Raw genomic sequence first — 23,198 nt, forward strand, 5'->3', positions numbered from 1 at the left:
TACTTATTTTTCGCACTTTGCTATGCTATAACCACAAACAGGAGGTATAAACTATGAAAGCACAAATTATTCATTCTTTTGGGGATTCATCTGTATTTCAATTAGAAGAAGTTTCAAAACCAAAACTTTTACCAGGTCATGTTCTAATCGATGTAAAAGCAACAAGTGTAAATCCAATCGATACAAAAATGCGTAGTGGCGCTGTTTCAGCAGTCGCTCCTGAGTTTCCAGCTATATTACACGGCGATGTAGCTGGTATTGTTATTGAAGTAGGAGAAGGTGTTTCGAAATTCAAATCAGGGGATGAAGTATACGGATGTGCCGGAGGTTTTAGAGAAACTGGAGGTGCACTTGCAGAATTTATGCTTGCTGATGCGCGATTAATTGCTCACAAACCTAAAAATTTAACAATGGAAGAAGCAGCTGCTCTACCATTAGTTGCAATTACAGCTTGGGAATCTTTATTTGATCGTGCAAATATTAAACCTGGTCAAAATGTTCTCATTCATGGAGCTACTGGTGGCGTAGGACACGTAGCCATTCAACTAGCTAAATGGGCAGGCGCTAAAGTTTTTACAACCGCTTCTCAGCAAAGCAAAATAGACATAGCCCATCGTCTAGGAGCCGACATAGCTATTAATTATAAAGAAGAATCTGTTCAAGAATATGTACAAAAACATACGAACGGAAACGGATTTGAAGTTATATTTGATACAGTAGGCGGCAAGAATCTTGATCATTCTTTTGAAGCTGCTGCGGTCAATGGAACCGTCGTAACAATCGCTGCTCGTTCAACCCATGACCTCTCTCCTTTACACGCAAAAGGACTCTCTCTGCACGTTACTTTTATGGCGTTAAAAATATTACATACAGATAAACGTGACGCTTGCGGGGAAATTTTAACTAAACTAACGCAAATAGTAGAAGAAGGACACCTTCGACCATTGCTAGATTCTAAACCTTTTACGTTTGATGAAGTTGCACAAGCACATGAATATTTGGAGTCAAATAAAGCAATTGGGAAAATAGTGTTGAAAAACGTTTGGTAACTTTCACTAAATAATACAAATAACAGCGGGATTGCTTCGCCTTATCTTTGTCTTAAGAGGCGTGCCACAACCTTAAAAGCTTTCCATCCTTTACAACAAGTAAAAAATAACAGCCGAATTTTTCTTATAGTAGAAAATTCGGCTGTTTGCATGTCGCAATTTACTTTTTGTATATTTCCATTAATAGATAAAATACAACTCATTTGCCTTACCATCTTTACCTTCAACAGAATATTATGTTGTTTTTAATTTTTTAAAACACACTACGTACTAATCCCCCGTCTATTCGCAACGCGGAACCATTAATTGCTGAAGAAAGTGGGCTGCTTAAGAAAGTGACAAGATTGGCAATTTCTTCTGGTCGAATAAGTCTTTGAATAATAGAGGTTGGTCGATTCTCTTTCATAAATCGCTTCTCAGCTTCTTCTATTGTCAATTGCTCATTAGGATAAAGACTATTTAACATAGTCTCCACTCCTTCCGTTAAAGTCGAACCAGGCATTATAGTATTAACAGTCACATTCGTTCCTGTCGTCAGCTCAGCTAAACTGCGAGAAAGTGAGAGTTGCATCGTTTTAGTCGCACTATAGTGAGCCATTTCTTGAGATGGCATAATAGCTGCTTCGCTAGCAATAAAGATGACTCTTCCTTCTTTTCTTTCAATCATTTGTTTTAAATACGAGCGAGTAAGTCGAACACCACTCATAATATTGACTTCAAACAATTTAAACCAATCTTCATCAGGAATATCAAAATATTCTACAGGTTCAAAAATTCCTAAGTTATTAATAAGAATGTCTACTTCAGGGTACTTTTCAATCACATTTTGGCACCCTTTTTCTGTTCCTAAATCAGCTACTACGGGTTGAAGGATAGCATCCGGATACTGCGCTTGAATTTCGTTTATCGTTTGATTAACATTTTCTTCACGGCGTCCATTAATAAGTACAGTAGCTCCTTCCGCTACTAATGAAGTGGCAATTGCTTTTCCAATCCCTGCCGTAGATCCAGTAACCAGTGCTGTTTTTCCTTTTAATTGCATATGCATATAGATTCCTCCAAATTCATGTGCTAAATGATTGACTTACGTTGGAATAAATAATTACGTTTATATTGTGGTTCACTTCTCTTATCTTTAACAGAAAATAAGCAGATCCACCCTTTTTTCGAAAGAGTATAAACGAAAATTATGTAGCTATTGGACTCTGTACGGAATTAAAAATCGAAATTATCATCATTTAGATCTACTCGATAATTCTGATTCTAATCATTGTAATGTTAAAAAATCACATCAACAACAGAGTAACGCTAAAACCAACTAATAAATACCATTATGATATATATTAACGATAAAGAAAATTACGCACTTTAAAGTTCCATAGGAACAAAAAAGTAACCCATAAACCATAATTTCTAACCCTTTACATTTACTAACGTAGTATCCTTTTCTATCATAGAAAAGGTTGTAAAATCACACATTCTTACATACAGTTATAAGATTATTTTTATTCTAATTAACTAAAAACCATATAACACATTTGTAAAATAAAATTCTAAAAAAACCTTGCAGAAAAATTCTACAAGGTTTTTGCCTATACACACAAATTAATTACTATATTAAAATAAAAGGGTTTATAATTCATCAAAATAATATTAAATATAAGCTGCTTTAAAGGCTTGTTGGACAGCTTGTACTTCTAATGAGTCTTTACCATATAAGTTCGTTGCTACACGAATACAAGCTTCTTTTAATTCTTTAAAGTTAGAAGTCATATTTAATTCATCCGTATTTGCATAATAGAAAATATCAAACATTTTATCTTCTCCAATGCCATGTACGTTTACTCCATTATGGTTTCCACCACTAGCAATCAAGTAAGCTACTTTATTAATAATGCTAGAGTTCGTGTGTACACCACCATGATCGTGGTCAGCATCAATAGGTAAGTTATTATAATGTCTATAGTCCTCCGGATATCTAGAAGAGATAGATGATGGGTTTTTCATATCTCTAAAAATACGACCTGATTGTTCTCCCATTGTCCAATTGAACTTTCCGTTATTGGCATACTTTTCAACTGCTACTCCTAAAATATCAGATAGAGCCTCATTAATTGCACCAGCTTCTCCTGCATACTCAAGTCCAGACTCATTTCTTGTAACCGCGTGTGTAAATTCATGTCCTGCCACATCAAATGCTCTAACAATTGGATCTCCGTATACTAGCATAGCCCCATTACTAAATGCATTGAACCACTGCTTAGGATTTCCTTTATTCGTACCATTTGTGTTCCAACCATGAACGACAGAAATTACTTTTTGCCCATTATTATCAAAGCTGTTACGGCCATATTTTTCTTGATAAAAATCATATACTTTTGTTGCTAAATAATGGGCACTAACTGCTTTAGGATCTGTAAAATTTGTAGAATTACTTGTTACTAAATCATCGAGATACCCCCATACATTTCTTCTATAATTATTATAATCTTTATAATTAGCAGTATATGTTTCAATTCCCTTACCACGAGAATAATCTGCAAGCATGTACGTTCCATCACTTCGCTGTGTAATTCCAAACGTACGATTAATGCCTAAGTCATCTTTTCCTGTACCTGTTAATTTTGAAGGATCTTGTGATTTATTTGCTGTCGCAGATTGGACAATACTACTATCTACTTGTATACCCAATTTTTGAACGAGTTCTTTTAATAGATTACCACCAAAAGCATCAATTAATACTGTACCAGATACATATTCAGGTGTAGATGCACTAAAAGTAATTTGATATGCGTTTGTAGCTTTATTTGTATTTTCATCTACATATACCACTTGTTTAATTTCTGGTTCTTCAATAAATGTGAGATCATTTCCATAGATGTTGAAAAGCTGTTTCTTTGCATCCTCTTCTGATAAAGTAATAGGTTGTTTCAAATCTTCCTGTTGTTGTAGATCTTGGGCACTATCCCCCGAAACGCTCGTAAGTACACCATCATCATTAATATGTGCTGTTAGTTGATATCCGTATACATCACGTCCTTCATACGTTTGTTGAAGACGTACCAATGTAGTACCATCATAAGATTTACGACTTTGCGTAACATTATAATTAACTTTGGATTCCGTATTAACTTGCTTTGATGATAATGCTTGTTCTGTTTTTCCTTTTAGTGCATCCTTTGCTACATTTTCTGCCGAATTTTGAGAAGGTGCTGTTAAATTACCTGTTCGGAACGTATCTTCCTTTGTTTCCACTTTTAAATCTTCTGTTTCCGCATGCACTCCTCCATAGGGTATAATCGCCGATAACACGACTCCTGTAGTTAAACCTACCTTTACGAAATTATTCATATTCTTACTCCTTTATAATCTTATTATTAAGTTAAACGAATGTTTTTTCAAAATTGGAAACATAGATATTTCAAGCTATCTATGTTTATCTACTATGAATTGTGATTCCTCATAATATAGATAGATTGCGTCGTTACTTTTAGATTCATTTCATTTCTCAAAAATTACTCATTATATAAGCTATCTTTATATTTATTTATATACGTTATTTTTTGTGGTTCTGATAACATATTTATCGCCATCCACACATTCTTTTTCATTTCTAATTTTTGCATTGGTATCTCTTTTAAAACTGGATTACCTATAATTTCTTCCATTTCTTCATCAATTCTTTGCATAAGATTTCCTTCTGGATTATTTTTCAAATAAGTATTTTTCAATCCCCATTTTGTCATTATAAATTCATTCGTTTTATTCATAGGATTAATAATAGTAGCTGTACTAGTTAATCGTTTTTTTATTTCATCATGATAGATTTTAATTCTATATCCTTCTTTTAGTGAAATGCTATCGTTTACTATCGTTACATTTGTTCCTTCCATTTCCTTCGTATAAATTTTTTCTCCCTTATCATTAAACACCTCTATTGATGCGTATTTTTCATCTGTATAATAGCTATGAGGAGTTTTAGTAGTAACCGTAAAAACAGCTTGCTTTTGCTCTAAGTCTGTATTTAATTCGGCAAACTGGTCATCTCCTAATCCTAGGAATTGAATTGTTTGATTTACCAACTTACTCACTTTCATTTCGTTAACATCAATCGTTAGACTATTATCTTTTTCTTTTACATAGGCATAATACGAACTAAAATGGTACATACTATCCGTTTTCCCACCTGAAATTTCAACTGTATAAACTCCATTTGGTACGTCTTGTAAATTGATATCTGTTGTTTCAATTGTTTTCTCTTGAACAACTGTATTCCCTTCTTTTAATTTAATTTTTCCTCCTTTCAATGTATCTATTTCATTTGTATTTAAATGGATATGCAAATTCCCTTTTAGCCCAAGTGAAGCAATTTGCTGATTTGTAACTATTTCAAAGTTGGAGTTTATCGTAATATCAGAATCAACTAGAGCTCTCGCTTTAGCTAATTGTGATTCAGGCACTATATAGGCTAAAGACGTAACAGCCGAATAACCTTTCGCCCTATTTATCTCTACTTGTTTATTATTAAGCTTAAAGCCCCATCTTTCAAACACGGGTGTAAAATCAACTTGTCCATTCTCACTATAATACTGATTCATTAAATCCGGTAAAGAATGATCATCCTTTTTGAAAGCAGCATTGCTAGCTAGTTTTCGATAACCTTGATACATTTTTGCAAAAGCTTCATCACCAGCTTTTTGTTTCGCCATCGTTAAAAGAATAAGTTTTTGTCGTAAATCTAAATCATCATAATTTTTATTTTCTTTCATTAAAGCATAATATAAATTCCGTTCTACTTGTTCCTTTTTCCCGAAATTAAACAACCAACCAACTTGATCTGCTTTTTTTCCATATTTACTATATTGATATTGAACACCGAATAGATTATTAGAAACTTCTCCTGTAAATATTCCTTGATTATCAAAACCAGCTTGGTATCCGTGAGCGATTTCATGTAAAGTTCCCCAACTCAGTTTATCTAACCACATTTTTGTACTATCTGAACTATTCGCTGTCCAATTTGTGCCATAATAGGCACCGCCAGCACCAGATATATCTGCTTTTAAAAAATAACGATTTTGACTTTTTTTATTTTCAACCGCTGAACCATCTAAACCAATAATTGAATCATACATCGCAAAAATATCTTCATAATACGCAATTAACTCATCCAATGATTGAAAATCTTTTAAAGACCTTACTATTTCTTTATCTTTTTTAGGTATAAATAATTGAAAACTCTCCCCTTGAAGTAACGCATACTCTCCATCAAATTGATCCCATGTACTAAAAAATTGAGATACACTTCCTTGTTGTTTATAAATGGGAAGAGGTTTAGTAGCACTTTCATTCCCTACTTGGTACTCAAGTACAGCGTGCTCTTCACCATACGGAGTATCTATGAAAGGAACTAAAGGCGTATCACCTTGAATGGTAATCCATTCATTTCCTACTTGTATGGATTTTTCATTTTTAGAGTCATTAGACAATAAACGTAATGTTAATTTGTCTTTAAAATTAGGATTCGTTTGTCTTACCTTTAATGGTGTATTTCTCTGCAAAATAAATCCTAAATCTTGTCGATCGTGATATTTACCCTTACTTATGCCCGCCTGAAATATCCAAGTAGGCTCTTCTAAACTAGTAATTTCTTTTACATTTGTTCGTTCATCAGCATGTAAATGTATATTTCCTATGAGGAAAAAGATTGTATACATGATGCCTATAACAAGTAATCTTTTCATTTGCATATCTCCTTTTCTATTTTTTATATACAAAATACAATAAAACCCTCCTTCTTCACTTATAACTGTCGTCAGTAAGTTACTTATCAGTGTAATTATTATAGTTACATTAACTCGTGATTATCAATCATTAAATGTATGTAATTTTGCATATACGAATACTTAATGACAATTCCCAAAGTATCCTATAATTATCAATATTTTTTCAGACATTATTCAAAAAAAAACACGAAGACTCTTAAGTCTTCATGTTTTTTTATACATGTTATTAAACTTGTGATTGAATTAATTACTTAAATCTTTTTAATCGCGAAAAATCAATTATTTTTAGGCTGATAGCCATACGTAAACTTTTATGATTTACTCATCCTTTTTGTTCTGTAATATTAAATTTTGAAACCAGTTCCGTTAATTCTTCCACCTTTTCTTTCATTTTGTTGGATTGGATTGATATTTGTTCAATTGATACGGCCTGTGATTGAATTGAATTTACTGTTTGAAGCGTCTCCTTTTTCACATCCGTTGCAGTTTCAGAAACTAGCGAAAGAGAAGCATTTACTTCTTCTGTACCAGCAGACATCTCTTCTGTCGCTGCGGATACTTCTTGAATTTGACTTGTAATCTTATCAATATCTCTCATAATAGACAAGAAGGTTTGATTCGCTTTGTAAGCAGCTTCTTTTCCTTCTACTGCCTTTTGTTGTCCTTTTTGCATGACATTAACTGTATCTTGGGTATCTTTTTGAATGGATTTTATTAAATGATTCACTTCCTTTGCAGATTCTTTAGATTGCTCAGCCAAGTCTCGAACTTCTGCGGCAACCACTGCAAATCCTTTCCCATTCTCTCCAGCACGTGCCGCTTCAATAGCGGCATTTAAGGCAAGAAGATTCGTTTGTTCGGCAATATTAGTAATTGCAGCGAGAGCTGTATCAATCTGTTGTGTACGTGTAACAAGTTTATTTATTACTTTTGATGTTTCCTCGACAACATCATGTACACTATTCATTTGAAGAATAGAGTGATTTATCACTTCACTACCGATATTTATTCGTTCTGTAGTCGTTACTGCTACCTCAGCGACTACTGCTGAAGATTCAGCTACAGTTTGCACCCCTGTTGTAATTTCTTCCATTGAGGATGAGCTCTCCTGAATACTAGTTACCTGTCCTTCTATTTTTGTTTTTACTTCTAAAACAGTCTGTACAACCTCATTTGAAATACTAGACGCTCGATTTGTATCTTGTAATACGCCCTCCGTAGTAGAAATAACCTCTTGTGTTGTCATCTTAACATTCGCAATTAATTGTTGAAGGTTATCTAACATACTATTAAAAGACTGAACAATATGCCCTAATTCATTATTTGCTTTATAAGGAGTACGTGTTGTTAAATCTCCAGCTGCTACTTTTTCCATATCATTTTGTAGTAACACAAGTGGTTTTCGGATAGTTAATTTAATAATATATCCAATTAATATAATTATTAAAATTGCTAAAAGCGAAATACTAACAAACATTATCATTGTATTTTGAGCACTATTATTATTTTCCTTCTGTAAAAGCTCTGCATTATTACTATTATATAAAATCAATTCACGAATTGATTTTATTGATTTTTGCATATTAGGTTCAATCTCTTTTAGGTAATATGCATATGCTTCCTCATTATTAGATTTCCCTAATTCTTGCGCTTTCTTCATTTGAGTTCTTAATTCATTAAATGTTTCATAAAACGTGTTATATAATTCTTTTTCTTTAGTAGAAATAACTTTAGCCTCAAACTGCTTTAAAAGATGATCATTTTCCTGACGAATTCCGTCCATTTCTCTTATTAATTCATTCATTCTTTTTTCATCTTTTGATACCATAATTTCCATAAAGTTCATATTAACATGATAAAAATTAGATTCTACAATCCCAATCCACTCAATTGGTAGTAAATTATCCTCATACATATTAGAGGAAGTACTTTTCCCTCTTTCTAATCCCCAAAACCCTATTAGGGATAATACTATACATGCAATACTTGATATAGTTATTAATATGTTTAGTTTTGTACCAACCTTACTGTTTCTTAATAATTCCAATTCACTTTCTCCATTCTAATATATAGTTTAAGTAATGTATTTTATACCAAGAATCCAAAAATTACGATGTTTATTTTGTAATATGCAATTTTGCATATCATCCACTACTGATTCAAAATAACCTAACATTGTAATTTTGGTTTTCCAAAAATTCATGATTATGAACACACCCTATTAATTCTTGAACTTCTCATCCAAAATATCCAAAAATATTGTGGCACCAGAGGAACCCATCATTGATATATAAATTACACTGCATACAAGACTAGCTTAAAAATATTTTTCTTATTGCTCATTTTTCTAGTTCCTCTTTATCAAAAGTACTCCTAACACATCACACTTTAAAGAAACGATAGTATTCCCTGTAATCCAAAAAAAAATAAGGAAAGACATAACACCTATGTCTTTCCTCTAAAATTGTAACACTCAATATACTCTTAGCTCTATTTGATTTGCCAGTTAAATCCTCACATTTCTTTCTTTATAATATCTCCTAACTCCGTCCAACTTGTAATCCGCGGGATATTGAGATGTTGATTGTAAGAAGTAGTTTTTGCATACACATTTATCGGTTTTCCTATTAACGTTTCTAAGACTGCCGGCTTATCATCAAAGAAATAGTTTAATTTTATTTCTTGTATGAAGTGTATTTTTTCTTCATCCCTCATTCCATAGAAAAAGCGATCTTCATATACCGGAAAACCTTTTTCTATTAACCATTTTTTTGTTTGCTCTCCATGTTCTTTAGGCCGTGCTGTTATATAGTATATTTCATGTCCCTGTTTTTCTAATTCTTGTAATGTCTCTACTGCATATGGAAACGGTGAACAAGAAGTATAATAAATCTCATCCAGCAAACTATTCCACATATGACTGCCTTCCTCCGAAGTCATGCCAAATGCTTCATGAATTTCAATTGTTTTTAAAGAATGAAATACATCCAATCCTACTTTTTTGTTTAATTTCTTATTATATAAATGAAAAGCATGCTGCCTTAAATCAATTAATGTATCATCGATATCAAATCCAAACTTCACTCTTCATCGCTCCTTTCTGCAATCCATTTATCGGAAAATATAAGTAGCTTTTATTCTCCTTATATTTTCCGATATTCTGGATAGCCAATAAATCTATAATCTTTTCCAACCTGGGTAAATGATATATCCTTAAATTCAATTGCATCTTGCATTTTAGTAATACCAGTCCCCCCTACAAAGCTAGGCGCCAATCTGCCCCCAATAATTTTTGGTGCGACATATAATATAAGTTTATCCATCAATTTATTTTCAATAAACGAAGCATTTACCTCTCCACCACCTTCAATAAGCAGGGAGGAAACTCCTTTTTGCCCTAAAACATCAAGCATTTCATGTAAGTTTATATGCTTTTCTCCGCTAGTAACAAATACTTTAACTCCTACATTTTCTAATGCTTTCTTTTTTTTCGCTGCATGATTACTTGTTGTAAATATCCAGGTAGGAGCTTCTCCATCTGTAACAACGTTAGCTTCCATCGGTATGCGTAATGTCGAGTCCAATATTATTCGAATTGGATTTCGTCCATTTGGAATACGCGTTGTCAATGATGGATTATCCTTTTGAACAGTATTCGCTCCTACTAAAATAGCCGCATTTTCGTTTCGTATTTGGTGTACTTCTTGTCTTGCTTCTGTAGATGTAATCCACTTACTATCCGATGAAGACGTAGCGATTTTCCCGTCTAATGTAACTCCTGATTTAATCGTTACAAATGGACGCTTTGTCAAAATATATTTATTAAAGACTTCATTCATTTTTTTAGATTCTTCTTCACACACTCCTACAAGTACTTCAATACCTGCATCTTGTAGAATTTTAATTCCACGTCCAGAAACAAGCGGGTTTGGATCAAGTGTAGCAACTACTACCTTCTTAATTCCTGCTTGTACAATTGCTTCAGCACAAGGCCCTGTTCTACCATAATGAGAACAAGGTTCAAGAGTTACATAGATTGTAGCACCACGTGCCTGTTCTCCAGCCATACGTATCGCATGTATTTCGGCATGTGGTTCTCCGGCCTTCATATGTGCTCCGACCCCTACAATTCGATTATCATTTACAATTACAGATCCAACCAATGGATTTGGAGTCGTTTGTCCCTTCATAGCCTTGGCATTTTCTAGTGCTAGCTTCATATACAATTCATGCTCAAGCATGTAAGTGTCCCCCTTCAAAATGTCCAGAACGCTGAATCTTCGTTTGCAAATATTTCTCATTAAACTCTGAGATATCACCCCATAACGGTTCACGACTCGTGACATTTAATCCAGCTTTTTGTAACGCTTCTAATTTTTTCGGATTATTTGTAATAAGTTTTACAGGTTTTGAGCGTAGCGCTTTTAATACTTCAATTGTATCATCATAGTTTCGAACATCATCTTCAAAGCCTAGGTTCAGATTAGCTTCTACTGTATCTAACCCATTTTCTTGCAAGAGGTACGTCATTGCTTTACTAAACAAACCAATTCCTCTTCCTTCATGATTCGCTAAGTAAAATAAAGCACCTGAACCATGTTCTGTAATCATTTGTAAAGACTGCTTTAATTGGAATCCACAGTCACAACGTTTACTACCAAAGATATCACCGGTGTGACAAATACTATGTATACGAATTAGGGCATCTTCAGAATTCTCAAAATCACCATATACAAGCACACTAGATTGCTGCATATCAGCTAAATTAATAGATGAGAGTTTTTCGATAATTCCTTCTACACTATTTGTAACCTCACTACATTGTAACCAAGAATACCATTGGAAAATTTTAGTCTCCCCATATAAATTAATTGGCAATTTGATAGGTCCTACTAAATAAATATCCTTTCCATCTTGATGTATAAATTGAATTTTATCTTCTAACATATGAATTGTATCTGTTGTAACCATTAGGTACCTCCTAGTATTGAGAATCTCTAAAAATTCTCTTCCATTGTTATATTTTTTATTGTTTAACTTACACAACGTAAGTGTTTTTACAGATGCTATTCTTTTTTCTCTCAGCTTATATGCAATATGTATCATTACAACTTTGGCCATTTAAAGAAAAGAGTTTTAGTTACATAAAACAACTTAGTTACTTTATGTAAGTGAGTATACATTCGTAATTAATTTACGTCAAGTAATTAATTATAAAAACATTTGTTACTAATAGTAAGATGTTATATAATTTATTTTAGGAGGTGAAGGAAAATGAATGATTCTACATTATGCCCTCGCTTTGAAAAAGGAATGAAATTTTTTAGCCAACGATGGACAGCACTAATTATTTACCAACTTTTTTCTGGATCTCAGCGCTTTTGTACGCTTGAATCTTCTCTTCCTGTTAGCGGAAGATTACTTTCAGAAAGATTGAAAGAATTAGAACTAGAAGGAATTGTCGAACGTAAAGTCTTTCCTGAGACACCAGTTCGTATAGAATATTCTTTAACTCAAAAAGGATTTGCTTTAGAAGCTATTATTCGCGGAATAGAAGAATGGTCACAGGAATGGATAGAACTTGAGGAATAACATAAAAGCTTTTTCGTATATAGTTTTAAGTAATCAAATTACAGATACCTATTATTAAAACGCTAGTTTTTCAAGCATTTATGAAAAGCTAGCGTTTTTTAATGAATAAAATAAAATTTAAGAAATGAAACAAGATGATCAAACCGATCACCTTGTTCCTTTAAAGATTAAAATAGTGATTTTAACAACTTTTATTAATACATACTCGATTAACAGAAATAATAAATAGAATTTTTGTAACTAAACAGTTTTATTTTCGCAATACAGTTAGCTTATCCCGCTATTTGCGGACAGTAAGACCGCTACTAATTAAATTTCCATTTTATTGCATTTGAATATTACTTATGAAATTTCACACGTTCTTCAAGCGGTTGGAATTCTTTTTCTCCTGGTGCAGCTGTTGGATTACCAAATGGCATTTGTGCAATTAGTTTCCAATTAGCAGGAACATTCCATTCTTGTTTTACCTCATCATCAATTAATGGATTATAATGTTGTAAAGATGCTCCTAATCCCTCTGCTTCTAAACCTGTCCACACGACTAATTGGTGCATACCTGATGCTTGGTGTGACCAAATTGGGAAGTTTTCAGCATATGCAGCAAATTTTTCTTGAAGCGATTTAACGATAGCCTCATCTTCAAAGAATAGTACTGTTCCATAACCAGCTTTAAAAGAATCCATTTTTTGTTGCGTTCCTGAGAAATCTCCATCTCCAACTACTTTTCTTAATGTTTCAGTTGTAATATCCCATAATTTATCATGAGCTTCACCAAATAATACAACTAATCGCGCAGTTTGAGAATTGAAAGCTGATGGAGTATATTTCACAGCAAACTCCACAATTTCTTTAATTTTTTCATCCGATACTTGTACCTCTTTGTTAATTCCATAGTAAGTACGTCTTTCTTTCAGTGCAGTATAGAAATCTTTTGTCATAATTCATTTCCTCCTAAGTTTTAATATTCTTCAAAATGATACATTGCGAAGAGAATATGAGTTGACATGAGTTCATTTTTGAACCATCGAACACCATAACACCAATTGCTAGTCATTCTGAATCTAAAACACTGCTTCTTGCTTCAGTTTACCTAAAAAAACTCTTATAGCATCATTGATACAATCTAGTGATCATTCGGTATTATTTTACCCATTCTCTATTCATGTATCCTGCTTGTTTCATATTTACACAAATATGAAAATAACCTTAAATTGCTGGTCAAAAAAGCCAGGTAGTATGAATAACACATTACCTGGCTTTTTACATTTTTAATTTAAATTCAACTAAACATTACCAATGAATAGTAGTAAAAACTATACCCGTCACTTATTTAATAATTAACATCTCATAAGGATGTTGTTCCATAAATCTATTCTCCCAAGGAATCTCTAATGATGTCCAATTTGAACCACCGTCTACTGACTGATACACTCCTTTATTGCTAAACAGATAAAACGTTCCATCACTTGTTGCCTTTAATACTGGTATGATTGCCCCTTTAGGAGTTGGTAAACCTGCATTCATTTCTGCCCAAGGCTGATCTTTTTCTTTCTTATAAATAAATGATTCACAATTTCCATTATTGTAATCATGCGCTACGTGTGGATTTGAAGATGTCGCGATGAGAATATTTTCTGGATCATTTGGGTTAACTGCCATTTGATATGCGTAATGATGCTTTAGCCCACTACACATATAGTTCCACGTCTTACCTCCATCATTACTCTCCGCATACTCTTGACCTGGTTCTTTCAAGAATGAATCACCTAACACCCCGTATAAACGATTTGGGGCATTGCGATGTGATTTAAGAATGTGAATATCTTGAGGATAGTTCCCCTCTTTTTCCTCAGTCCATGTCTTACCTCCATCTACACTTTTAATTAATCCCCCAACCTCAATAGTCGTATAAATAGTTTCTGGATTATTAGCATCAATTTCAATATATTTTACATGGTGTGTATATGTTCTTTGAGGAAAGAACCATGATGAATATGATGGCATTTGTCGATAATCAGTTAGCAGCTCAAAACTGTCTCCTCCATTTTTGGACACAAACATGGCACTCGGTTCAGTTCCTACATATACAATCCCATTACCGTCATTCCCCTTTGCTGGAGATACAGAAACTGCTGTAATAGCTCTCATATGAATAGCATTAGCTGGGAAAACTTCACCAAAGGAAGGTAACGTACCAATTGCTTCCCATGAACTTCCCCCATCTTTACTTCTCCATAATCCCCTATCAAAAGTACCACAATACATTCTTTCTGGGTCGTATGGATCTACAGCTAAAGCAACTGGATTCGCACCTACAAAATGTGATTGGACACTCCATGTTGAGTCTTTTTTTTCTGCGATTACAAGTTCTCTATCAAACGCTAATATGAATTTTTCCATAACTAAAATCTCCTCGTTTCATGAATTTTCTACTATATTATTTAAATTTTGAGCATTACAAGTTAAGAGGTGCCACTTATATGCTATAGCATATAAAAGATAAATTTTATAAGCAATATGTGATTAAAAACTTACATTATATAATTTGTTAACTTCACATCAGTATGGTGAACAAGATGTCCTGTTAACTCATATAAGTCCATATGCCACCTCCAAATAAATCACAATTTACATGCTATAGCATATATAATATAGAATGCATTATTTTATGTCAAACTTTAATACTGTTAATCAGTTCTTTAGCTCGCCTAAAGTAATTTAAAAGTCATAATATAAACAGAAACATTTTATTGAATAGAAAATAAAAAAAGAGTGCAATTTTTGCACTCTTTTTACTCATTTCTATTAGAAATCAAAGTTATCAGGATCTGGACCAACGCGGTGATTTTGATTTAATGCATCGATTTTTTCCATATCTTCTTTCGTTAATTCAAAGTTAAATACATCGGCATTTGCAATAATGCGGTGCTCTTTCGTTGATTTTGGAATTGTGATCACTTCATTTTGAAGATCCCAACGTAAAATCACTTGTGCTGTTGTTTTACCATGTTTCTCAGCAATTTCTTGTAATGTTTCGTTATCTAATAATTGACCTTGCATAAGTGGTGACCATGCTTCCATTTGAATACCTTGTTCTTTACAGAAAGCTTGTAATTCTTTTTGTGTTAAACGAGGATGGTATTCTACTTGGTTGATCATTGGCTTAATTTCCGCATCTTTTATTACATCTTGTAAGTGATGGATTTGGAAATTACTTACGCCAATTGCACGTACACGCTTTTCTTTATAAAGTGTTTCTAACGCTCTCCACGTATCTTTATATTTCCCTTCTACAGGCCAGTGAACAAGATATAAATCTAAATAATCTAGTTTTAATTTTTTTAAACTCTCTTCGTATGCAGCAATTGTTTCTTCATATCCTTGATCTGCGTTCCATACTTTTGAAGTAATAAATAATTCTTCTCTTGAAATACCAGTTGCTTCAATACCGGCACGAATCCCCTCACCTACAGCTGTTTCATTTCCGTAAATTGCAGCTGTATCGATGCTGCGGTATCCTGCTTTAATTGCTGATTTAATCGCTTCTACAAGTTCTGGTCCTTCTTCTACTTTAAATACACCTAAACCAAACCAAGGCATTTCCACACCATTACTTAATACTGTTTTACTTTGTAAATTTTTCATTTTATTTTCTCTCCTTTTATTTTACTTGATCTCTTTTTTCTAATGTCATGCTCCACGCTGTTAAAATAACAGCACCTACTACCATAATGCCGCCTACCCAAGCTGTATGAATTAACCCTAACGAGTTCGTTACAATACCACCTAAATAAGCACCAAGGGCAATCCCAGCATTAAACGCCGCAATATTAATTGCCGATGCAACATCGACAGCACTCGGTACGAATCGTTCAGCTAACATTACGACATATACTTGTAACCCTGGAACATTCATAAATGCGAATAGCCCCATTAAAATAATAGTGATTAACCCAGCTACCTTAAATGGTGCCGTAAATGTTAAAACAAATAATATAATCGCTTGAATAAAGAACATGTAGAATAGCGCTCGAATTGGATTATGATTCGATAATTTTCCGCCAATCACATTCCCTATCGCAATGGCGATTCCATACACTAATAAAATGATAGTAACTGTATTTGCTTTAAATCCTGTTACCTCTTGTAATAACGGAGATAAATACGTAAATGTTACGAATGTTCCCCCATATCCTAATGCAGTAATAATGAAAACTAGTAACAATCTTCCGTTCGTAATCAGTTTAAATTGATCGCGGAATGATACAGACGCACCTTTTTTCATATTAGATGGAATGAGAATACTATTTGCAATTAAGGCGATAATTCCAATTACTACAATTGCTAAAAATGATGTTCTCCAGCCAAATTGTTGACCAATAAATGTTCCAATTGGCGCCCCTGTAATAGTCGCAACTGTTACGCCGGTAAACATAATTGCAATCGCGCTAGCACGTTTATTTTCTGGTACAAGTGCCGCAGCAATTGTTGAACCAATTGATATAAACACACCATGCGAAAGTGCAGAAACAATTCGCGCAATAAGTAATACAGTGAAGCTTGTTGCTACCGCTGCGATTCCGTTACCAATAATGAAAATAATCATAATCCACATTAATAACGTTTTTCGTGACATATTAGCTGTTAATGACGTTAATACTGGAGCCCCAAACGCTACGCCTAACGCATATAAAGAAACTGTTAAACCAGCCGTTGTAACCGACACATGTAAATCTTCCGAAATAGATGGTAATAAACCGACACTAACAAATTCAGTTGTCCCAATCCCGAACGCACTAATTGCTAGCGCTAATAAAGCAAATATACTTCTTCGATTCGTCTGAACTTCTGAAGACGATGCTGTATATGAATTCAATTAAGTTCCCCCTCTTCCCTATAATTCCTATCATAATAGTGCGATAAAAAGGCCCTTTTATCTTCTAAAAAATATATTTAATCTCTACAAACGCTATTATGAATGGTTTCATTCTCTTTTTAGTACTGTAAAGCTTGTCTCTCTCTTACATGTACTATTATGAAATATATTCAATACAATGAATAGTACGTACTTTAAAGTGCTGTAGGTACTAAAAAGTAACATAGTTAGTTACCAGTACCGTAAAGCTTGTTTCTCTCTTACATGTGCTATTATGAATGATAATCACCCTAATAAAAAGTACGTACTTTAAAGTACTATAGGTACTAAAAAGTAACATTTATATAACCTAGCTTATTTTGCTCAAAAATTGAAATCTACATTCCATGAAAAAGACTTTCAAATGAAGAAATACACTTTCCCGTAGAGGCAACTTTAGAGAATATTACTTAAACATATAAAGGATCATGTTCATTACCACAGACAAATAATAAAAAGGCAAAAACGAACAGAAATGTGTTCATTTTTGCCTTTTTTATTTAATGATTAAAATGTACGACTTTTGGAAAGGAAATCTGCATTAGCTCCTGTTACACCACTTTGTCCCCAGTTCCCTGGAATCATTTCACGAATAAGAATTAGCACTTTATCCAAAGGTGCATGAGTATATTTAGATGTTACTTGTGTAAGTTCGTTTACCCACTTATCCTTTGTCTCTTGATCAAATGTATTCCATATATCAATCTTAATAATAGCCATTCCATTAACGTTACGACCTAGTGTATCGTAAGACTCTTTTGTCTCCCAATCGGACACCCTACTTTTCACAGCAAAGGTAGCATCACTTGCTACAGCCCCAGCTTTCCCCCAGTTTTCTTTCTCAAGTTCCGTTATCAACACTTGAATTTTGTCAGGGACAATTTTTAATAGTTTTATTGTAAGTTCCGTTACACTATAAATAAATTCCTTCTTTTCTTCTGTTGACATGGTTGGCCAAGTATTTAGCTCGATTAATGGCATAGTATTGCCCCCTAAATTTAATTATCTATTGACTAGTTACAACTATTGGTTCAAATGATTTTTAACTGCTCTTACTACCAATTCGTGATCTTCTTCTGGTGGTAATCCTGAAACTGTTATCATTCCAATAACCCCTACGTTTTTTATCCTGATAGGAAAGCATCCACCAAACGCAGCATATTCCGAAGTATCTAAAAGATATTTTTCATTATATGAAATTCCAGTTATTTCACTTTGTATCTGCATATAATACGAGCTACGATCATGCAGGGAAACGACTCGTTTTTTACGCTCAATCCATTTCGTATTTTCCGCATTTGTCCCTGTCATCTTGAAATGAAATAATTGCACACCATTTTTCGTTATATCAACAGCAATCAATTTCCCCTCTCGCTTTGCTGTTTCAACGATAAATAAACCTAGTTGCAAGGCATCTTCATTTGTAAAAGAGGAAAATTGAAGCGTTTCCTCCTCTGTTAAAATTTGTTTACTTATTTCATTCAAATTTGAAGTGCTCATATCTTTAACCTCCATAATTGTTTTATGCCACACCGACATTTTTTCGAAATTATTAGGCCATATAGTACAACCCTTCAATCAATCTGATTCTAAATAAACTGCTGTAACATCGTTGGTAACTAGTAGTACCGTAAAGCTTGTTTTCTTCTTACTGGTGCTATTATGAATGATATTCAAAGTTATAAAAAGTACGCACTTTAAAGTGCTATAGGTACTTTAAAGTACTATTCTACTTATCCCTATCTTACAGAGACTATTATGAAATATATTTAACATCTTAAAAATGTATGTACTAAAGAATAATATTTTTAATCACTAACTTTTTTGATCAATCGTTATAATCCAATTTCATCAAAATTTTTATCAATTATTACACTATCCAACAATAGGAGGAAACAAAGATGGATGAAAATATATCCAAAAGCTGAAAAGCAGTTGAGTCCCTTGAGGGAATAGTTATAATTCACTACTTATAGAAATAGACATACAAAAACGCCATCCTTTCCTATAATTTTAAAGAAAGAATAGCGTATTCTTTTCAAAAATGAGTTCTTTTATTGAGAAACTTTGATTCTATATCATACATAAAAGGGCAACCAGTGCTAAAACAGCTGGAAGTCCTTGTTTCACAATAATTGATTTATTAGATGTGAAACCTCCGAAAATAGCTGCTACCACCACACAAATCACGAAAAATAATTGGACCATATAACCAATTGGATTGAGTCCAAGTACAAGTCCCCAAATGAGACCAGCCGCTAAAAATCCATTATATAAACCTTGGTTTGCAAACATAATGGCTACGTTTCGATCTCCTTCTAAATGCTTCGGTAATTTGAAAGCACGTTTCGCTACTTTTGAATCAATAAAAAACATTTCAAGGATCATGATAAACAAATGTTCTAATGCTACGATCCCGACTAAAATAGCTGCGATTATTTCCACACTATTCTGCCCCCTACACTCTCTATTCTTTAATATTCTCTACATTTTTTTGCATCTGTAATAGAACATGAATAAGTATTTTGCGTTCTTCTCCACTGATATTTACGAACATTTCCTTCATAAAATGTTCCTTTTCTTTCTTGTCAAAATATTAATTGATATATCAATTATTGATACATCAATTAATATACATCTCTCTTTTTATTTTTGCAAGTTTTTTTGCTCAATTGGTTTTATTTTGTTCTAGCAACTTTAAACCAATTCAAAACATCAGTTCGCATTTCTAGAAATCATAATTACTTTAAGTTCATTCTGACAATCATATTTAACTAAATATATAAAAGAATTGAGTTATATCTCCATCAATTTATAAAAATTAATTTTTTCTAAAAACAGATACTTTACGTTTTTTATAGTAATAAAAATCATTTTTTTGTTTCAGAGGCAATCCATTTTGTTAGCCTGATGGGCATAAGATAGCACCCATATGGAGAACCAATTATCTTTCAAGAAAACGGCTTGAAATCTGGATTTGGTACAGGAGTTGCCTACTTCCTTAATCCAGATGGTACTAATTTAGAGCTAATTGCTCCAAAAGGGCCATTTAGACGTGACTAATTAAAATATATTAATACTGAAAAACCACCTTTATGAGAGGTGGTTTTTGTTGCTAATGGTCAAGATTAATATTGAGGTCTGATTGACACCTATTCCTTTTCCATATCTTTCATCATGCCATCGAAAGAATAGTCTTATAGCTATTTCAAATATTTCGGCTGTACTATATTGCTAGCAAGCTAAAATTTCATGGTACTCCCCAAAAAAATCTGCTGAATCATAACCAAAAGTTCATTTTATCATTTCAAGGTAATTCGAAATTCTTAAGTTGTTGGGCACGGGGTACAGCTGAAAAACAGTGTATATTCATTAACTTCAAACTAATTTTGATATAACAAAATTGTATTTATACCTTTTTAACAAATTCAGATTTTAATTTCATAGCTCCAAAACCATCAATTTTACAATCAATATCATGATCTCCATCAACTAATCGGATACTCTTTACTTTTGTACCAATTTTTACAACTGATGAAGTTCCTTTTACTTTAAGATCTTTAATTACTGTTACAGAATCACCATCGTTTAAAATATTCCCATTTGCATCTTTAATTACCTTTGTATCTTCACTATTCTCAGCTTCTAATTCTAAAGTCCACTCATGAGCACATTCTGGACAAACAAAAAGATTCCCATCTTCGTAAGTGTATTCTGAATTACATTTTGGACAATTTGGTAAATTAGACATATTTTTATTTCCTCCACTCGTTTTCGTGTATTCTATTAAATAAATATTATTTTTAATTTCCCTTTTCCGTTTAAATATACGGAAAATATTCTCTTCTTACTGTTTGATACTTATTTGTTGAATGTATAAAAAAAACTACTTGTTCACACCTTGTAAAAAATCTTCTCCACATTCTCCAAAGCAAACTTTCTTCTTCTCTATTTTTTAATAAAATGATGAAAAAGTAGATTAAATCAAACAAACTTTGTATGTGAAGTGAAATTTTTAAAAATCTAATGCATTTACTTTATTCTTTATTGTATTGATTTCCTGCGATTGCTGAGAAAGCCCTGTACACTCATGAAAAGCAAAATGCTTACACCCTATACATTTTTTTGTATTCAGATGTCCTAAAGCACAATTAATTGCTTCCCCGGTATGATCAAAAAAGTTTTCTTTCCCAATCTCAGCGTACAATCCATTCTTATCTAGATTGGCTTTTAGCTCTGATTGAATTCCAGAAATAAGAAGTACGCCACCTTGTTTTTTGAAGTGCTGAACAATATTCCTAAAGTAAGACTCTCCTGTGGTATCAATAAAAGGAACTTTTCCCATACGTAAAATTAAAACTTTAGGTTTATAATGAATAGTCGCTAAAATATTTTGTTCAAATGTTTGAGCAGCCCCAAAGAATAATGGGCCTTCTATTGTATAAATACTAATTTGTGGACAATCATGAGCTTTATTTACCACATGCGATAACAATTTTTCATTCTTTTTTGTATGATCAGGAAGCACTTTAGATATAACAAGCATATTACTCATACGTTTTGTAAACAAAATAACAGCTAAAATAAGACCGATCTCCACAGCTGTTGTTAAACTAGTAAATACAGTAAGTAAAAATGTTACTAGTAATACAAGGGAATCCCCTGTCTTCATTTTGAGTATGTGATAAAAATGTTTTTGTTCGCTCATATTCCAAGCTACCACCATTAAAATGGGAGCCATACTAGCAAGAGGAATATGTGAAGCATATGGAGCTAACAGTAAAAGTGTCAATAACACAAATCCCCCATGAATAATACCCGACATCGGAGATACAGCCCCACTCTTAATATTAGTCGCTGTACGAGCAATTGCTCCAGTCGCTGGAATCCCGCCAAATAACGGGGTAACAATATTTGCAATCCCCTGACCGACAAGCTCTTTGTTACTGTTGTGTTTACTATTTGTCATACCATCTGCCACGACAGCGGATAAAAGCGACTCAATTCCACCGAGCATCGCAATAACAAATGCAGGACCAATTAACTGTTTTATACGTTCTAATGTGATTTCTGGTATATCAAACTGAGGAAGTGTATTTGGAATCGTGCCATATGCTGTACCAATAGTAGGTACATGACCTGAGAAAAATACAGTTGCAATTACAGTTGAAATAACAACACCTACTAATGAACCAGGCACTTTTGGTAAAATCTTTGGTGTTATGAGTATAACAAAAAAGCAAATCAAAGCAGTTATAACACTATAAAAATTGGTAGTACTGATATGAGTGAAGAGTTCCTTCAAATTTGCTAGAAATTCCTCATGCTTTTTTATACCTGTTAAACCTAAAAAACTAGCAATTTGTCCCGTAAAGATAATAACAGCAATACCTGAAGTAAAACCAATTGTTACAGGACGTGGAATAAACTTAATTAAAGAGCCTAGTTTGAAGATTCCCATAAGACATAAAATAATTCCAGCTAACAAACCCGCGAGTAGTAAATTTTCGTATCCATAGGTAATTACAACTCCTAAAAGAATCGGAACAAAAGCACCTGTAGGTCCTCCAATTTGATACTTCGAACCACCAAACAGTGAAATGAGTATTCCAGCAATACAGGTTGTATAAATCCCATACTCTGGCTTAACACCAGAGGCTATAGCAAAAGACATAGCAAGTGGAATCGCAACAACTCCAACAATCATTCCTGAAAGAAGATCCTTTTGAAAATGTGCTAATGAATATCCTTCAAACCTTCCTGTAAATAACTTTCTCATTACAAACCCTTCTTTTCTATTTTTAATAGATCTGGATTACAAATGTATTTCTCGGTCCCTTATACAGAAAATTGTCC

General features: G+C 33.2%; 18 protein-coding genes and 1 pseudogene. 3 read left to right on the plus strand and 16 right to left on the minus strand.

Annotation, left to right across the window (positions count from 1 at the left end; genetic code table 11):
• Positions 1 to 53 precede the first annotated feature (53 nt).
• Positions 54 to 1,049, plus strand: a complete 996-nt coding sequence (locus tag QCI81_RS03800; RefSeq protein ID WP_071731205.1) for a zinc-dependent alcohol dehydrogenase family protein — start codon at positions 54 to 56, stop codon at positions 1,047 to 1,049.
• 253 nt (positions 1,050 to 1,302) lie between these two features.
• Here QCI81_RS03800 and QCI81_RS03805 read toward each other — a convergent pair whose 3' ends face one another.
• From QCI81_RS03805 to QCI81_RS03835, 7 genes are all read right to left on the minus strand, one after another.
• Positions 1,303 to 2,097 carry an SDR family NAD(P)-dependent oxidoreductase gene (locus QCI81_RS03805; protein WP_000551091.1) on the minus strand — a complete coding sequence of 265 codons (795 nt, stop codon included), beginning with the start codon at positions 2,095 to 2,097 and terminating at the stop codon, positions 1,303 to 1,305.
• Between the two features lie 605 nt (positions 2,098 to 2,702).
• The gene (locus QCI81_RS03810) at positions 2,703 to 4,400 is read right to left on the minus strand and encodes a M4 family metallopeptidase (RefSeq protein WP_069355978.1); all 1,698 of its coding nucleotides are present in this window, start codon (positions 4,398 to 4,400) and stop codon (positions 2,703 to 2,705) included.
• A gap of 164 nt (positions 4,401 to 4,564) precedes the next feature.
• Positions 4,565 to 6,793 (minus strand): putative mucin/carbohydrate-binding domain-containing protein, encoded by a 2,229-nt coding sequence (locus tag QCI81_RS03815; RefSeq protein WP_071731244.1) that lies wholly within the window; start codon positions 6,791 to 6,793, stop codon positions 4,565 to 4,567.
• Between the two features lie 364 nt (positions 6,794 to 7,157).
• On the minus strand, positions 7,158 to 8,882 hold the full coding sequence (locus QCI81_RS03820; RefSeq protein WP_071731206.1) for a methyl-accepting chemotaxis protein: 1,725 nt from the start codon (positions 8,880 to 8,882) through the stop codon (positions 7,158 to 7,160).
• Between the two features lie 467 nt (positions 8,883 to 9,349).
• Positions 9,350 to 9,919, minus strand: a complete 570-nt coding sequence (locus QCI81_RS03825; RefSeq protein WP_000668226.1) for a 5' nucleotidase, NT5C type — start codon at positions 9,917 to 9,919, stop codon at positions 9,350 to 9,352.
• Positions 9,920 to 9,978: 59 nt separating this feature from the next.
• Complete coding sequence (gene ribD, locus QCI81_RS03830; protein WP_353810615.1) at positions 9,979 to 11,076, minus strand: bifunctional diaminohydroxyphosphoribosylaminopyrimidine deaminase/5-amino-6-(5-phosphoribosylamino)uracil reductase RibD; 1,098 nt, start codon at positions 11,074 to 11,076, stop codon at positions 9,979 to 9,981.
• Positions 11,069 to 11,806, minus strand: a complete 738-nt coding sequence (locus QCI81_RS03835; RefSeq protein WP_071731207.1) for a GTP cyclohydrolase II — start codon at positions 11,804 to 11,806, stop codon at positions 11,069 to 11,071. Before QCI81_RS03835 ends, ribD begins: the two co-directional genes overlap by 8 nt.
• Before the next feature lie 303 nt (positions 11,807 to 12,109).
• On the opposite strand from QCI81_RS03835, the gene QCI81_RS03840 reads away from it, so the two are divergent.
• Positions 12,110 to 12,427 (plus strand): winged helix-turn-helix transcriptional regulator, encoded by a 318-nt coding sequence (locus QCI81_RS03840; RefSeq protein ID WP_001000104.1) that lies wholly within the window; start codon positions 12,110 to 12,112, stop codon positions 12,425 to 12,427.
• 338 nt (positions 12,428 to 12,765) lie between these two features.
• Here the strand turns inward: QCI81_RS03840 and QCI81_RS03845 are convergent, their stop codons facing one another.
• From QCI81_RS03845 to QCI81_RS03875, 7 genes are all read right to left on the minus strand, one after another.
• A complete protein-coding gene (locus tag QCI81_RS03845; protein WP_000158938.1) occupies positions 12,766 to 13,365 on the minus strand; it encodes a nitroreductase family protein in 600 nt (199 codons plus the stop codon).
• A gap of 388 nt (positions 13,366 to 13,753) precedes the next feature.
• On the minus strand, positions 13,754 to 14,827 hold the full coding sequence (locus QCI81_RS03850; RefSeq protein WP_071731208.1) for a WD40/YVTN/BNR-like repeat-containing protein: 1,074 nt from the start codon (positions 14,825 to 14,827) through the stop codon (positions 13,754 to 13,756).
• A 405-nt stretch (positions 14,828 to 15,232) separates the two neighbouring features.
• Entirely contained in the window at positions 15,233 to 16,072 is an 840-nt protein-coding gene (locus tag QCI81_RS03855) for an aldo/keto reductase (protein WP_053563934.1), read from the minus strand.
• Between the two features lie 16 nt (positions 16,073 to 16,088).
• Positions 16,089 to 17,303, minus strand: coding sequence for an MFS transporter (locus tag QCI81_RS03860; RefSeq protein WP_353810616.1), 1,215 nt, complete (start codon positions 17,301 to 17,303; stop codon positions 16,089 to 16,091).
• 546 nt (positions 17,304 to 17,849) lie between these two features.
• On the minus strand, positions 17,850 to 18,323 hold the full coding sequence (locus tag QCI81_RS03865) for a tautomerase family protein (RefSeq protein ID WP_001128306.1): 474 nt from the start codon (positions 18,321 to 18,323) through the stop codon (positions 17,850 to 17,852).
• A 42-nt stretch (positions 18,324 to 18,365) separates the two neighbouring features.
• Positions 18,366 to 18,881 carry a heme-degrading domain-containing protein gene (locus QCI81_RS03870; RefSeq protein ID WP_141241009.1) on the minus strand — a complete coding sequence of 172 codons (516 nt, stop codon included), beginning with the start codon at positions 18,879 to 18,881 and terminating at the stop codon, positions 18,366 to 18,368.
• 534 nt (positions 18,882 to 19,415) lie between these two features.
• Positions 19,416 to 19,787: a DUF1304 domain-containing protein gene (locus QCI81_RS03875; protein WP_000402473.1), complete on the minus strand. Its 372-nt coding sequence runs from the start codon at positions 19,785 to 19,787 to the stop codon at positions 19,416 to 19,418.
• 483 nt (positions 19,788 to 20,270) lie between these two features.
• Here QCI81_RS03875 and QCI81_RS27155 point away from each other — a divergent pair.
• Positions 20,271 to 20,405 (plus strand): annotated as a pseudogene (locus QCI81_RS27155) (VOC family protein); the annotation flags it as partial.
• Between the two features lie 346 nt (positions 20,406 to 20,751).
• Here the strand turns inward: QCI81_RS27155 and QCI81_RS03880 are convergent.
• The gene (locus QCI81_RS03880) at positions 20,752 to 21,093 is read right to left on the minus strand and encodes a zinc ribbon domain-containing protein YjdM (RefSeq protein ID WP_000067658.1); all 342 of its coding nucleotides are present in this window, start codon (positions 21,091 to 21,093) and stop codon (positions 20,752 to 20,754) included.
• Positions 21,094 to 21,357: 264 nt separating this feature from the next.
• Positions 21,358 to 23,121: a SulP family inorganic anion transporter gene (locus QCI81_RS03885; RefSeq protein ID WP_001228485.1), complete on the minus strand. Its 1,764-nt coding sequence runs from the start codon at positions 23,119 to 23,121 to the stop codon at positions 21,358 to 21,360.
• Positions 23,122 to 23,198: the final 77 nt, after the last annotated feature.

Origin of the sequence: Bacillus cereus group sp. MG20, assembly GCF_040459885.1 — a bacterium.
GTDB lineage: Bacteria > Bacillota > Bacilli > Bacillales > Bacillaceae_G > Bacillus_A > Bacillus_A cereus.